Origin of the sequence: Enterobacter cloacae complex sp. IR53041 (assembly GCF_049238285.1) — a bacterium.
Lineage (GTDB): Bacteria > Pseudomonadota > Gammaproteobacteria > Enterobacterales > Enterobacteriaceae > Enterobacter > Enterobacter roggenkampii.
Genome location: NZ_JBMKHB010000005.1, coordinates 37259 through 50390 on the forward strand (window position 1 = coordinate 37259; position 13132 = coordinate 50390).

13 protein-coding genes are annotated in these 13132 nt (G+C 58.1%); 9 read left to right on the top strand and 4 right to left on the bottom strand.

Annotation, left to right across the window (positions count from 1 at the left end):
* The first annotated feature begins 36 nt into the window (after positions 1 to 36).
* The 3 genes from phoA (at position 37) to adrA (ending at position 3068) form a co-directional block, all read left to right on the top strand.
* Positions 37 to 1452 (top strand): alkaline phosphatase, encoded by a 1416-nt coding sequence (gene phoA, locus ACOTXF_RS05315; protein ID WP_021241677.1) that lies wholly within the window; start codon positions 37 to 39, stop codon positions 1450 to 1452.
* A gap of 89 nt (positions 1453 to 1541) precedes the next feature.
* Positions 1542 to 1862 (top strand): phosphate starvation-inducible protein PsiF, encoded by a 321-nt coding sequence (psiF, locus tag ACOTXF_RS05320; RefSeq protein WP_008503278.1) that lies wholly within the window; start codon positions 1542 to 1544, stop codon positions 1860 to 1862.
* Positions 1863 to 1964: 102 nt separating this feature from the next.
* Positions 1965 to 3068: a diguanylate cyclase AdrA gene (adrA, locus tag ACOTXF_RS05325; RefSeq protein ID WP_048962024.1), complete on the top strand. Its 1104-nt coding sequence runs from the start codon at positions 1965 to 1967 to the stop codon at positions 3066 to 3068.
* Between the two features lie 16 nt (positions 3069 to 3084).
* Here adrA and proC read toward each other — a convergent pair whose 3' ends face one another.
* Entirely contained in the window at positions 3085 to 3894 is an 810-nt protein-coding gene (proC, locus tag ACOTXF_RS05330) for a pyrroline-5-carboxylate reductase (RefSeq protein WP_316937126.1), read from the bottom strand.
* Positions 3895 to 3991: 97 nt separating this feature from the next.
* Between proC and ACOTXF_RS05335 the strand changes: the two genes are divergently transcribed.
* The 5 genes from ACOTXF_RS05335 (at position 3992) to ppnP (ending at position 6629) form a co-directional block, all read left to right on the top strand.
* Positions 3992 to 4453 carry a YaiI/YqxD family protein gene (locus tag ACOTXF_RS05335; RefSeq protein WP_421635256.1) on the top strand — a complete coding sequence of 154 codons (462 nt, stop codon included), beginning with the start codon at positions 3992 to 3994 and terminating at the stop codon, positions 4451 to 4453.
* Between the two features lie 141 nt (positions 4454 to 4594).
* Positions 4595 to 5119: a shikimate kinase AroL gene (gene aroL / locus ACOTXF_RS05340; protein WP_008503273.1), complete on the top strand. Its 525-nt coding sequence runs from the start codon at positions 4595 to 4597 to the stop codon at positions 5117 to 5119.
* Positions 5120 to 5163: 44 nt separating this feature from the next.
* Positions 5164 to 5355 carry a protein YaiA gene (gene yaiA / locus ACOTXF_RS05345; RefSeq protein ID WP_008503272.1) on the top strand — a complete coding sequence of 64 codons (192 nt, stop codon included), beginning with the start codon at positions 5164 to 5166 and terminating at the stop codon, positions 5353 to 5355.
* A 237-nt stretch (positions 5356 to 5592) separates the two neighbouring features.
* Positions 5593 to 6270: an AroM family protein gene (locus ACOTXF_RS05350; protein WP_008503271.1), complete on the top strand. Its 678-nt coding sequence runs from the start codon at positions 5593 to 5595 to the stop codon at positions 6268 to 6270.
* 71 nt (positions 6271 to 6341) lie between these two features.
* Positions 6342 to 6629: a pyrimidine/purine nucleoside phosphorylase gene (gene ppnP / locus ACOTXF_RS05355; RefSeq protein WP_008503270.1), complete on the top strand. Its 288-nt coding sequence runs from the start codon at positions 6342 to 6344 to the stop codon at positions 6627 to 6629.
* 48 nt (positions 6630 to 6677) lie between these two features.
* Here ppnP and rdgC read toward each other — a convergent pair whose 3' ends face one another.
* Positions 6678 to 7592 (bottom strand): recombination-associated protein RdgC, encoded by a 915-nt coding sequence (rdgC, locus tag ACOTXF_RS05360; RefSeq protein ID WP_008503269.1) that lies wholly within the window; start codon positions 7590 to 7592, stop codon positions 6678 to 6680.
* A 123-nt stretch (positions 7593 to 7715) separates the two neighbouring features.
* Here rdgC and mak point away from each other — a divergent pair, with 123 nt between their 5' ends.
* Complete coding sequence (gene mak, locus ACOTXF_RS05365; RefSeq protein WP_021241673.1) at positions 7716 to 8621, top strand: fructokinase; 906 nt, start codon at positions 7716 to 7718, stop codon at positions 8619 to 8621.
* A gap of 110 nt (positions 8622 to 8731) precedes the next feature.
* Here the strand turns inward: mak and sbcC are convergent, their stop codons facing one another.
* Both sbcC and sbcD read right to left on the bottom strand, forming a co-directional pair.
* On the bottom strand, positions 8732 to 11863 hold the full coding sequence (gene sbcC, locus ACOTXF_RS05370) for an exonuclease subunit SbcC (RefSeq protein ID WP_316937127.1): 3132 nt from the start codon (positions 11861 to 11863) through the stop codon (positions 8732 to 8734).
* Entirely contained in the window at positions 11860 to 13065 is a 1206-nt protein-coding gene (gene sbcD, locus ACOTXF_RS05375) for an exonuclease subunit SbcD (protein ID WP_045416712.1), read from the bottom strand. The genes sbcC and sbcD overlap by 4 nt, the downstream gene beginning before the upstream one ends.
* Between the last annotated feature and the right edge of the window lie 67 nt (positions 13066 to 13132).

Consider the following 13132-nt stretch of genomic DNA (forward strand, 5'->3'; position numbering starts at 1 on the left):
TTTTATTTTTATGTATTTTTACATGGAGAAAATAAATTGAAACAGAGCGCACTTTTCATCGCATTACTTCCTCTGTTAATTACCCCTGCCATTTATGCTGACACGACGCAAACCAGCGTCCTGGATAATCGTGCGGCAAAAGGGGATATCACCCAGCCCGGCGGCGCGCGCCGATTGTCGGAAGATCAAACCGCCGCCATTCGCGCTTCGCTTAATGAAAAACCGGCGAAAAATATTATTCTGCTGATTGGCGATGGAATGGGTGATTCCGAAATCACGGCGGCGCGAAATTATGCCGAGGGGGCGGGCGGCTTTTTTAAAGGTATCGACGCATTACCGCTGACCGGACAATATACCCACTACGCGCTGGATAAAAAAACCGGTAAACCGGATTACGTAACGGACTCTGCGGCCTCGGCCACGGCGTGGTCCACCGGCGTGAAAACCTATAATGGCGCGCTGGGCGTGGATATTCACGAAAAAGATCGTCAAACCCTTCTGGAGATGGCAAAAGCGGCGGGCCTGGCGACCGGTAACGTCTCCACCGCTGAACTTCAGGATGCGACGCCTGCGGCGCTGGTGGCACACGTGACCTCGCGTAAATGCTACGGCCCGTCAGTGACCAGCGAAAAATGCCCAACGAACGCGCTGGAAAAAGGTGGCAAAGGCTCGATTACGGAACAGCTGCTGAATGCGCGTCCTGACGTGACGCTGGGCGGCGGCGCGAAAACCTTCGCGGAAACCGCGACGGCGGGCGAGTGGCAGGGCAAAACGCTGCGCGAGCAGGCGCAGGCGCGCGGCTATCAGCTGGTGAGTGACGCAAATTCGCTGGCGGCGATAACCGAGGCTAACCAGGACAAGCCGCTGCTGGGGCTGTTCTCTGACGGCAACATGCCCGTGCGCTGGGAAGGTCCAAAAGCCTCATATCACGGCAATATCGATAAGCCAGCAGTGACCTGTACGCCTAACCCTAAACGCACGGACAGCGTACCGACGCTGGCGGCGATGACCGATAAAGCGATCGATCTGCTGAGCAAGAGCGAAAAAGGGTTCTTCCTGCAGGTTGAGGGGGCGTCAATCGATAAGCAGGATCATGCGGCAAATCCGTGCGGTCAGATTGGCGAAACCGTCGATCTGGACGAAGCGGTGCAGAAGGCGCTCGCGTTCGCGAAAAAAGACGGTAACACCCTGGTGATCGTCACCGCGGATCACGCGCACGCCAGCCAGATCGTTCCGCCAGATACCAAAGCCCCTGGCCTGACGCAGGCGCTCAACACCAAAGATGGCGCCGTCATGGTGATGAGCTACGGCAACTCTGAAGAAGAGTCCATGGAGCACACCGGCACCCAGCTGCGCATTGCCGCCTACGGCCCGCACGCGGCCAACGTGGTAGGCCTGACGGATCAAACGGATCTGTTCTACACCATGAAGGCGGCGCTGGGTCTGAAATGATAAATTCCCGGCGGAAATCACATCTGCCGGGTGGTTTTTTTTCTGTCACGAACCAGACTTACAGGGAATGTTCACAAAAGGATGGTGCAATGAAAACAACATTACTGGTTACTCTGCTCTCCGGCCTGTTCCTGGTCGCCTCGGCGAACGCGGAAGAGAAAACGTTAACGCCGCAGCAGCAGCGTATGACCACCTGTAATCAACAGGCGACGTCTCAGAGTCTGAAGGGCGATGCCCGCAAGACCTACATGAGCGACTGCCTCAAAAACGGCGCTTCAAAGCCAGCTGAAAAAAGCCTGACGCCTCAGCAGCAAAAGATGCGCGAGTGTAATGCCAAGGCAACCGAGCAGTCCCTGAAAGGGGATGACCGCAGCAAGTTCATGAGTGCCTGCCTGAAGAAAAAAGTGTAGTTCGAACGGGTGAGCGGCTCCGGCGGCTCACCCGAAATTTCATACTTTCCCCGCAGACCCACTCTCTATAATTTGGGAAAATGTTTCAGAATATTCCCAAAAATGATGAATGATGAAACGTATTACAACACAAAGCGCATTCGGGAAGAGTGGAATTTAACCCTTTCTCAGGATGACCCTCACCGCGCCGGCATTCAGTTTGCCCGGCGCGTTCGGCTGGCGCGCGCCGTGGGGCTGGCAGCGATGTTTTTCCCGGTTGCGGGGATGCTGGTCACCCATTTTTTACCCGGAGGCTGGTGGCTTTTACTGGTGGGGTGGGCGTTCGTCTGGCCCCATTTCGCCTGGCAGTTATCCTGCCGGGCCGCGTCACCTCATCAGCAGGAAGAGTTCAATCTTAAGATCGATGCCATTATTGCCGGGCTCTGGATCGGCGTGATGGGGATGAGCGCGTTACCCTCGGCAGCGCTGGTGATGATGGTCGGGATGAATATGATGGGCTCCGGGGGCTGTCGTCTGTTTATCCCGGGGATCCTGCTGACTCTGCTCTCCGCGCTGGTGACGCTGCCGATTGTTGGGCGCGTGGCCGTCTTCAACCCCGACCTCGTGGAGTGGAGCTTAACGCTTCCCGTACTGGTACTTTATCCCATGCTGTTTGCCTGGCTCAGCCACCGCACCGCCGTCAGGCTTGCTGAGCACAAGCAGCGGCTGGAAATGATGAGCACCCGCGACGGCATGACCGGGGTCTATAATCGCCGACACTGGGAAATGCTGCTGCGAAATGAATTTGAGCATTGCCGCCGCGATCGCTGCACCGCCACGATTTTACTGATTGATATCGACCACTTTAAAAATATCAACGATACCTGGGGGCACGCCGTGGGCGACGAGGCGATCATTGCCATCACGCGCCAGCTTCAGATGTCGGTGCGGTCAGGTGATGCCATCGGCCGGTTTGGCGGAGATGAGTTTGCGGTGATTATGTCGCAGACCGCAGCGGAAAGCGCCATCGCCGTCATGTCCCGGGTGCATGAGCGGCTGGAAACGCTGTCGCTACCGTGCGCGCCAAAAGAGGCGCTGCGCATCAGCGTGGGCGTTGCCCCCTGGGGGCCGCAGTTTGCACATTATCGGGAATGGCTAAAGGCGGCTGACGTGGCGCTGTACAGGGCGAAAAATGCCGGGCGCAGCCGCACCGAAGTGGCCGCCTGACGCCCGACTGAAACGATCAGGATTTACTCAGCTTCTCTGATTTTTCCATGCATTTTGCCATTGCTTCAATGACGGCCGAGCGGAATCCACACTCCTCCAGCACCCGCACCGCTTCGATGGTGGTACCGCCCGGGGAGCAAACCATATCTTTCAGTTCACCCGGGTGTTTGCCGGTTTCCAGCACCATTTTGGCGGAGCCCATGACGGCCTGCGCGGCGAACTTATACGCCTGGGCGCGCGGCATTCCGCCAAGCACGGCGGCATCGGCCATCGCTTCCAGGAACATGAAGACATACGCAGGCGCAGAACCACTCACGCCCACCACCGGATGGATCATCGATTCGGCAATCACTTCCGCTTCGCCGAAGCAGCGGAAAATGTTCAGCACATCGGCTACGTCTTCCGGGGTCACCAGCGCGTTAGGCGTGACGGAGGTCATGCCGGCGTTCACCAGCGAGGGGGTATTGGGCATTGCGCGAACAATTTTGCGGTCATGGCCCAGCGCGCGCGCCAGCTGGTCAAGCGTCACGCCCGCGGCAATCGACACCACCAGCGTCTCTTTATTCAGGCTGGAGGTGATGTCGCTCAGCACTTTGATCATGATGTTCGGCTTGACGGCGCCAAAGACGATATCGGCGACCTGGGCCACTTCCTGCGCGCTTTCGGCGGCGTTAATCCCGTATTGATCGCGCAGCGCGGCGACCTTATCCGGTGACGGGGTATAGACCCAAATCTGACCCGGCAGCACCTGCCCGCTGGCGATCAGGCCGCCCAGAATGGCTTTGCCCATGTTACCGCAGCCGATAAACCCGATTTTCTTGTCCATCACGATCCTCCGTCATTATGCGTTGTTTTCTCTGATTGATAGCTTAACAACGAAATGCAGGCGACAATAGTCGGCAGAGTCATTATGGGGAGACAATATGGCGATTTGGGTTGATGCGGACGCGTGTCCGAACGTGATTAAAGAGATTTTATTTCGCGCCGCCGAGCGCGTTCAGATGCCGCTGACGCTGGTGGCGAACCAGAACATTCGCGTGCCGCCTTCGCGCTTCATTCGTTCTTTGCGCGTGCCTGCCGGATTCGACGTGGCAGACAACGAAATTGTCCGCCTGTGCAGCGCGGAAGATCTGGTGATCACGGCGGACATTCCGCTGGCGGCCGACGTGCTGGAGAAAGGGGCGGCAGCGCTCAATCCGCGCGGTGAGCGATACTCGCCGTCGACCATCCGCGAGAAGCTTACGATGCGCGATTTTATGGATACCTTGCGGGCCAGCGGCGTGCAGACCGGTGGGCCGGACAGCCTGTCACAGCGCGATCGCCAGCAGTTCGCTGCCGAGCTGGATAAATGGCTGCTGGAAGTGAAGCGCCGTACAGCGAAATGATAATTATTGTCAATGTGTGGTACAGTGTGGCCTCCACAGGGTTGTCATCCCGTACCGCTTTGCAGTAAAGTAATCGCAACATCTTCTGCAATTATTTCTTTACACTCTTCAGCCTTCCGGCATCAAGGGGAACACCTGGCTATGACCCAACCCATCTTTTTAGTTGGCCCCCGCGGCTGTGGGAAAACCACCGTTGGCCTGGAGCTGGCACGCGTGTGTCATCGCCAGTTTGTGGATACCGACCACTGGCTGCAAACCGAGGCCGGAAAAACTATCGCCGACATTGTTGAGCAGGAAGGCTGGGAGAGCTTTCGCGCACGCGAAACGGCCGCGCTGAAAGCGGTCACGACCCCGTCCGCGGTGATCGCCACCGGCGGTGGCATTGTTCTGGCGGAGTGTAATCGTCACTTTATGCGCGAAAAGGGGATTGTGATTTACCTCAGCGCGCCAGTGTCGGCCCTGGTTGGGCGTCTGGAAGCCTTTCCGGAAGAGGGGCAACGCCCTGCGCTGACCTCCAGGCCGCTGAACGAAGAGGTGAGTGAAGTGCTGGCCGAACGCGATGCGTTATACCGCGAAGCGGCTCACCACGTGGTGGATGCGTCCGCCTCTCCCGAAGACGTTGTGATTCAGATTATTACCGCCCTGCGTTTGGCGTGTGCCAGCTAAGCGGTGTCTATACTTATAGCTCAGACATAAAAAAAGGATGAGCTATGCCAACAAGACCTCCCTATCCGCGTGAAGCGCGCATTGTGACCGTTGAAAAAGGCCAGACAGGTCACACTGTGACCTGGTATCAACTGCGTGCCGATCACCCCAAACCCGACTCGCTGATCAGTGAACACGAGACGGAACAGGAAGCGCTGGATGCGAAGCGGCGCTATGAAGATCCCGACATAACCTGAGCGGTTTCCTAAACGCTCCAGGATCGTGCCTGAATCACACTTTTTACTCATCGTAAAAGTTAAGCAGGAGTTAATATTTAGTTAATACAAGTAACTCTGGTATCGGCAGGCGATCTTTACATTTCGGTGTCGGGATCACCTGCTACGCTTGGTGCTGTTTTGTTGAAAAAACGAACTGTGCAGCGTAGTGAGCCTGTACCTGTGTGCACGATGTTGGAGTAATGGAAGGCGATAAAGATGAAGGCAACGTTGGCGATCCTCACCATTGGTGTGGTCCCTGTAAGCGAAGTGTTACCGCTCTTAACCGAGCATGTATCTGAACAACAGATTACGCATCTCAGCCTGCTGGGCAAGATGAGTCGGGAAGAGGTCATGGAAGACTACGCTGTCGAGGCGGGGGAGGATCCCCTGGCGACGTTATTAAGTGACGGTAAACTGGCGCATGTTTCCCGCCAGAAGATCGAGCGCTCGCTGCAGGGCGTAATAGAAGTGCTCGATAATCAGGGATATGACGTTATTTTGCTGATGAGCACCGCCCCCATAAAGGGACTTACGGCGCGCAATGCGATTTTGCTGGAACCGATGCGCATCATTCCGCCGCTGGTGGCCTCCATCGTGGATGGTCATCAGGTGGGGGTGATTGTCCCCATCGAGGAGCTCATGGATAACCAGGAGGCAAAATGGCACGTGCTGGAAAAAGTGCCCTTGTACGCGCTGGCGAATCCGTTCTGGGACAGCGAGGCCAAACTCATTGCGGCCGGGAAGGAACTGCTGGAAAGAGGGGCCGATGTCCTGATTCTGGACTGCCTGGGTTTCCACCAGCATCATCGTGATTTACTGCAAAAAGCGCTGGATGTGCCGGTGCTGTTGTCCAACGTTCTGATGGCTCGCCTGGCCTCGGAACTGCTCATGTAATGATTTTGCGTGACAGGTGATGAGCATGGCCCCTATAGTGAATTTTTATCTAAAAATATAAGGGCCAGTTCATGCTTCAGAGTAACGAATACTTTTCCGGTAAAGTGAAATCCATTGGTTTTACCAGCAGCAGCACTGGCCGCGCCAGCGTTGGCGTCATGGCGGAAGGGGAATACACCTTCGGCACGGCGGAAGCGGAAGAGATGACGGTCGTCAGCGGGGCGCTGAACGTCTTACTGCCGGGTGAAACGGAATGGAAAGTTTACGCAGCCGGACAGGTTTTCAACGTCCCTGGCCACAGTGAGTTCCATCTGCAGGTGGCTGAACCTACCTCTTATCTGTGCCGCTACCTGAAATAAAAAATTAGCCGGGTGGCGCTAACGCTTACCCGGCCTACGGTTTGCCCGTTATCTCTGCGCTTCGCCGCCGAGACCTTCCACCAGATTCTGAATCAACGCCGCCAGCTCGCCGGTCATCAGGATGAAGTCCGCGTCAAAACGCTGGGCGTAATCTTCCCTGTCGATATCTTCGTTCTGATCGCGCAGCTCGTCGCAGAACTTCAGACGCTTCACGGAGCCGTCGTCGCACATCACAAACTGAATACGCTGCTGCCAGTCGAGCGCCAGCTTGGTGACCACTTTACCCGCTTCGATGTGGACGGCGATTTCATCGCTCACCAGATCCTGCTTCTTCGCGCGGATCACGCCGCCATCTTCCAGCAGGGCTTTCAGCTCGGCTTCATCAAGGATCTGGAAACCCTGAGCCGCAGCACCGCTGCGTACCCATTCGGTCAGCGTCAGCTCGATCGGCGTTTCCAGCGCCAGCGGAACGACCGGTAAAGATCCGATGCTTTTACGCAGCAGGGCCAGCGTATCTTCTGCTTTCTTGGCGCTGGCGCAGTCCACCATGATCAGCCCGTTAACGGTGTCGATCCACATCATGGTCTGGCTGAAGCGGCTGAAGGCGCGCGGCAGCAGGGAGTGCAGTACTTCATCTTTCAGCGAATCTTTTTCGGTCTTTTTCAGCTTGCGGCCCTGTTCGGCTTCCAGCTTGAGAATTTTCGCTTCGAGTGCCTGCTTAACCACCGGCGTCGGCAGTATTTTCTCTTCTTTACGGGCGCAGACGATGATTTGACCCGTGCTGCTGGCGTGGGTCAGTGCATCGCTTTGTGAACCCATTGGCGGAACCCAACCGGTTTTCGCCATATCCTGGCTACCGCAAGGGGAAAAGGTATAAGCGGCTAACTGTTTTTCCATCTCTTCTGCACGCAGCGAAACGTCGCGGCTGAGACGGTAAACCATCAAATTTTTGAACCACAGCATGATAATTTCCACGGCCTTGTCGTTAAATCAGCGGGCATGATAACGAATTGTCGCATCGCTTGCATTGCTAATCGGGAAGCGTGCTTCTACTCTGTTGATAATCAAAATAATGAGGAGAGTCTTGTGCGTATTGGGATCGATTTGGGCGGCACCAAAACAGAAGTCATCGCACTGAGCGAGCAGGGGGAGCAGCTGTTCCGCCATCGTCTGCCAACGCCGCGCGATGATTATCACCAGACTATCGAGACGATTGCCAGGCTGGTCGAGATGGCCGAGCAGGCGACAGGGCAAACCGGCAGCGTCGGGATGGGGATACCGGGGTCGATCTCGCCGTATACCGGCGTGGTTAAAAATGCCAACTCCACCTGGCTCAACGGTCAGCCGTTTGATAAAGATTTAAGCGCGCGCCTGAAGCGGGAAGTGCGTCTGGCCAACGACGCCAACTGCCTGGCGGTCTCTGAGGCCATCGACGGCGCGGCGGCCGGTGCCCAGACCGTGTTTGCCGTGATCATCGGCACCGGCTGCGGTGCGGGCGTAGCGTTCGGCGGGCGCGCCCATATCGGCGGTAACGGCACCGCGGGCGAGTGGGGGCACAACCCGCTGCCGTGGATGGATGAAGACGAACTCAAATACCGCACCGAAGTGCCGTGCTACTGCGGAAAACAGGGCTGTATTGAGACCTTTATCTCCGGTACCGGTTTTGCGACCGATTACCACCGCCTGAGCGGCCAGCCGCTCAAGGGAAATGAGATCATGCGTCTGGTCGAAGCGCAGGATCCGGTGGCGGAGCTGGCCCTGAGCCGCTATGAAATGCGGCTGGCGAAATCCCTGGCGCACGTGGTGAATATTCTCGACCCAGACGTAATTGTGCTGGGCGGCGGCATGAGCAACGTCGACCGGCTGTACGCCACGGTGCCGAACCTGGTGAAGCAGTGGGTCTTCGGCGGCGAGTGTGAAACGCCGATCCGCAAAGCCGTCCACGGGGACTCCAGCGGCGTGCGCGGCGCGGCGTGGCTGTGGCCAGAATAAACGGCTCTGTAAGCCCGGTAAGCGAAGCGCCACCGGGCGAATTCAGGCAGCCACAATAAAAAAGCCGGGTGGCGGCTACGCCTTACCCGGCCTACATGTGGAGTGGACCTTTACTGCACGGCAAATTCTTTATCCAGCTTGCTGTACCCCAGCCCGTTAATCTTCTTCACTTTGATCTGCACCGGAATACGCTCTTTCATCGCCTCAACGTGGCTGATCACGCCGATGGTTTTCCCGGTGGCGTTCAGCGCGTCGAGCGCATCCAGCGCGGTATCCAGCGTCTCACTGTCGAGCGTGCCGAACCCTTCATCCAGGAACAGGGAATCGATTCGCGTTTTATGACTCACCAGATCGGAAAGCGCCAGCGCCAGCGCCAGGCTGACCAGGAAGCTCTCGCCGCCGGAGAGGGTGCGGGTATCGCGGACCGCATCCGCCTGCCACGTATCCACCACTTCCAGCTCCAGCGCGTCGCTGGCCTTACGCTGCAATAAATAACGCCCGTGCAGGCGGTTAAGCTGCTGGTTAGCCAGCCAGACGAGATTGTCCAGCGTCAGCCCCTGGGCGAACTTACGGAACTTGTCGCCGGTGCTGGAGCCGATCAGCGCGTTCAGATAACCCCAGTCATCCGCCTGGCGCGCGGCCTCTTCAATTTGCTGCATCAACGCCAGCTGGTGCTGCCGGTTATCGCTGTCCTGCTTAAGCTGCTGGCGGATCTCGCCCTGATGCGTGGTGTTCTCGCGCAGCTGTTGCGCCAGCTGCTGCAGCTGGCTTTGCAGCGTGGCGGCATCGGCGTCGAGCCCTTCCGGGCGCAGCGCCAGATGAGACTGCAGCTGCTGGTTAGCTTGCCCGCACAGCGCCGCGGCCTGCTGGATCTGGTTTTCCAGCGACTGTTTCAGCTGTTCAAGGTGGCGAATAGCATCGTCATCCAGCAGGGCGGCAAGAAACGCGTCCTGGTCGGCAAAGCAGCTCGCCGAGCGCGCCGCGGTGAACTGCGTCTGCGACTGCTGCAGGCGCTCTCGCTCCAGCCCTTCCTGCTGCTGTTGCGCGGTCAGCTGGCTTTGCAGCGACACGCACTCGTCGTGGATGGCGCGCCAGTTATCAGGAATAACCGGTTCGGCGTCTTCGCTGTTCGCTGCCGGAAGCGCGTCGAGCAGCGGCTTCAGGGCGTTTATGCGTTCCTGAAGCACGCCGTGCTGCGCTTGCTTCTCCTGCCACTGCGCGAATTCCGCTTCGCGGGCCTGAAGCCAGGCGGCTTCCTGACCCTCTTCAGGTGCGTTAAGTGAGAGCGCGAGCAGGGCATGTTCCAGCGCCTGCCGCGTGGCCGCCAGCTGCTGCTGATACTGCCGCTCCTGCGCGTCCTGTTCGTTGAGCTGGTTCTGCAGGGTGAGACGCTGACTGAGCTGATAAAGCTGGCGCTCGTACTGTTCCTGTTCGTTCAACCATGGCGCGATATCGTCCTGAATATTCAAGGTAATGTTCAGGGACGTGCAGGCCGCCACCCACTCTTTAGTGAGCGCTTGCTCTTCCTGAGAAAGCGTCTGCGCGTCGTCTGTCTCGCGCTGGATCTGCTGAGTCAGGGCATTGACCTGTCCCAGCACCAGCAGGCCTTCCTCTTTAAGGGCGGCGACCTCTTTTTCCAGGGCATCACGGCGGCGCTGGTTATCCGTCAGCTCAAGTGACTGATATTGCTCAACGGCCGGATGTTCGCAGGAACCGCACAGCGGACAGGGTTTGCCTGCCTCAAGCCGGGAGCGGTAATGCTCCAGCTTCTTAATTGTTGCTTCGGTTTCGCACAGGGCTTTCAGGTCGAGATAGTGCTGGTTTTTCTCTTTGTACTGCTGGCGGCGCAGGGTCAGCGTTTCATTGAGTTTATTTTGTTCGGCCTGCGCCTTCTGCACGTTTTCACCGCTCTGGCGCAGGCGCTTTTGCAGCGGCTGATAGCGGGCATGCAGCGACGTCAACTGCTGGCGCAGCGTGCGGGACCTGGACTGCTGCTCCATGGCCGCGCTGACCTCATCCGCCGTCAGCGTCAGCGCGTTTTCCGGCATCGCAGCCAGCCTGTTGCGTAATTCACCTATCCGCGCAGCAAGCGAGGCTAACTGCGTTTTATCGCGGTTAAGCTGCGAGAACTGGGCGCGCCAGCCTGCAATCTCCTGGCCTAACAGACGATAGCGCTCGTGCTCCGCCAGCCACTGCGCCAGCGCCGTCAGTTCGGTCTGAAGCTGCTCGTGGTTACGCAGGGCGGTATTGCGAATACGTGAACGCAGCGCGGTTCTGGCTTGTAAGCGAGTATTTACTTCGATAATTCGCTGCTGCGTTTGTGCCAGACGCGCGGTTTGCTCCTGCTGATGCTCCCAGAGCGGTCGCAGCTGGGCGGCGGGCAGAGCAAGCTGCAGTTTTGCCAGCTCAGGCGCAGCGTCCGTTAGCGCCTGTTGCGCCTGCTGCTGCATCGCGGCGGCGCGCTGTTGCTCGCGCACGAGCTCATCATGGCGCGTAAGCCACTGAAAATGTTTCTGTTGGTTTTGCTGCTGTTCCAGCAGGGTTTTCTCTGCGTCAGTAAGTGCCTGCAAACTTTGCTGTAACTGCTGCTGTTGTTCTTCGCTCAACAGCACGACGCCCGCCGCCTGCGCCTCGCACTTTTCAAGCACGCTGCGGGCCGCTTTGTGTTTCTCAAACACCATGGCGGAAATCTGACCGTAGATTTCGGTGCCGGTCAGCTCTTCCAGCAGCTCGGCGCGATCGCTCGGCTTGGCATTAAGGAAGGCGGCAAACTGCCCCTGAGAGAGCAGCATCGAGCGGGTAAAGCGCCCGTAGTCCAGCCCGGTGAGTGCGGCGGTTTGCTCCAGCTTATCCGTCACTTTGTCGGCCAGGATTTTGCCATCTTCGCAGCGCGCCAGCTCCACGCGCGGCGCCTGCAGGTTACCGTCCGGCTGGTTGCGCGCCCGGTTCTGGCTCCAGAAGGCGCGATAGGCGATGCCTTTTACCTCGAACTCCACTTCCGCCAGACATTCGGCGGTGTCGCGGGTCATCAGGTCATTTTGCGCCTGGGAGACTTTATTCAGGCGCGGCGTTTCGTGATAAAGCGCCAGACAGATGGCGTCGAGCAAGGTGGTTTTACCTGCCCCGGTTGCGCCGGTGATGGCAAACAGCCCGTTGCTGGCAAACGGCTCAGCGGTAAAGTCAATTTTCCACTCGCCCTTGAGGGAGTTGAGATTTTTCAGGCGCAGGCTCAGAATTTTCATGCGTTTTCTTCCTCGTCATTGAGCGCATGCAGGGTATGGCTGAACAGTTCGCTGAGCCTTGCGCGCTTCGCATCGTCAATCTCCTCCTGTGAGAGCCTGCGTTCAAATACCTCTTCGACCCCCAGTTCACTGAGCGTTTCGCGTTGAGCGCTTAGCAGAATTTTCTCGCGCTGCTCGCGGCTGCGGCGCACCAGCAAGACCTCTACCGGCAGGTCTTCGGTCAGCGCCTGGATTTTCCGCTGCATATCGTGCAGGTAGTCGTCGGTGGTGATTTCGATGTCCAGCCAGATGGGGGGATCTTGCTCGACGCCGCGCCACTGCTCCAGCTGGGCGGTGATGGCATCGAGATCGCCTTTCAGCACCGCCAGTGGCTGGGTAACGGGCACCTCCAGCGTGTCGACGGCGCTGAGTTTGCCCTCGCAAAAGCTCACCAGATGCACGGATTTGGCTTTGCCCGTTTCGTCAAAGCTGAGCGAAAGAGGCGAGCCGCAGTAGCGGATGTGCTCGCAGCCGCCGACGATCTGCGCCCGGTGAATGTGCCCGAGCGCAATGTAGTCGGCGGGCGGGAAGTGCTGCGCCGGAAAGGCATCCAGCGTGCCGATATAGATGTCACGCACGGCGTCACTTTTACTGGCCCCGACGGTGGTGAGGTGCCCGGTCGCAATCACCGGAATCGGCTGGTCACCGCGCAGGGCACAGGCTTCGGCGTGCTGCTGGCGGTAATAATCGGCGATCGCCTGTAACAAATGCTGCTGCTTTTCCGCGCCCGACAGCCCCGCCTGGCTTTGCACGATGTCGCGCGGACGCAAAAAGGGAATCGGACACAGTACCGCCCCGGGCGACCCGTCGCGCTTTTTCAGGATCTGCGGGGCATGCCCGGCGCTGGCGACGACGGTGGTATTGAGAAACGCCAGGATGTCGCGGGATTCGTTAAGCGTCGCGACGGAATCATGGTTGCCGGCGACAATCACCAGATGACAGCCGGTTTGCTGCAGATTCACCACGAAGCGGTTGTACAGCTCACGGGCATAGCTCGGCGGCGAGCCGGTATCAAAAATATCTCCCGCCACGATAATCGCGTCCACCTCATGCGTCCGGGCCGTTTCCAGCAGCCAGTTCAGGAACGCTTCATGTTCAGCCGCACGGCTTTTGCTGTAAAAATTTTGACCCAGATGCCAGTCCGAGGTGTGAAGTATGCGCATAGCTGATCCGTGGCAAAAAAGAGAAAGCAGGATTATAAACGTTCAGAGAAGGGAAAATAACCGCTGT

Coding starts and splice junctions, on each gene's coding strand:
- psiF (WP_008503278.1), top strand. CDS start 1,542: ATGAAAACAACATTACTGGTTACTCTGCTCTCCGGCCTGTTCCTGGTC.
- adrA (WP_048962024.1), top strand. CDS start 1,965: ATGATGAATGATGAAACGTATTACAACACAAAGCGCATTCGGGAAGAG.
- proC (WP_316937126.1), bottom strand. CDS start 3,894: ATGGACAAGAAAATCGGGTTTATCGGCTGCGGTAACATGGGCAAAGCC.
- ACOTXF_RS05335 (WP_421635256.1), top strand. CDS start 3,992: ATGGCGATTTGGGTTGATGCGGACGCGTGTCCGAACGTGATTAAAGAG.
- aroL (WP_008503273.1), top strand. CDS start 4,595: ATGACCCAACCCATCTTTTTAGTTGGCCCCCGCGGCTGTGGGAAAACC.
- yaiA (WP_008503272.1), top strand. CDS start 5,164: ATGCCAACAAGACCTCCCTATCCGCGTGAAGCGCGCATTGTGACCGTT.
- ACOTXF_RS05350 (WP_008503271.1), top strand. CDS start 5,593: ATGAAGGCAACGTTGGCGATCCTCACCATTGGTGTGGTCCCTGTAAGC.
- ppnP (WP_008503270.1), top strand. CDS start 6,342: ATGCTTCAGAGTAACGAATACTTTTCCGGTAAAGTGAAATCCATTGGT.
- rdgC (WP_008503269.1), bottom strand. CDS start 7,592: ATGCTGTGGTTCAAAAATTTGATGGTTTACCGTCTCAGCCGCGACGTT.
- sbcC (WP_316937127.1), bottom strand. CDS start 11,863: ATGAAAATTCTGAGCCTGCGCCTGAAAAATCTCAACTCCCTCAAGGGC.
- sbcD (WP_045416712.1), bottom strand. CDS start 13,065: ATGCGCATACTTCACACCTCGGACTGGCATCTGGGTCAAAATTTTTAC.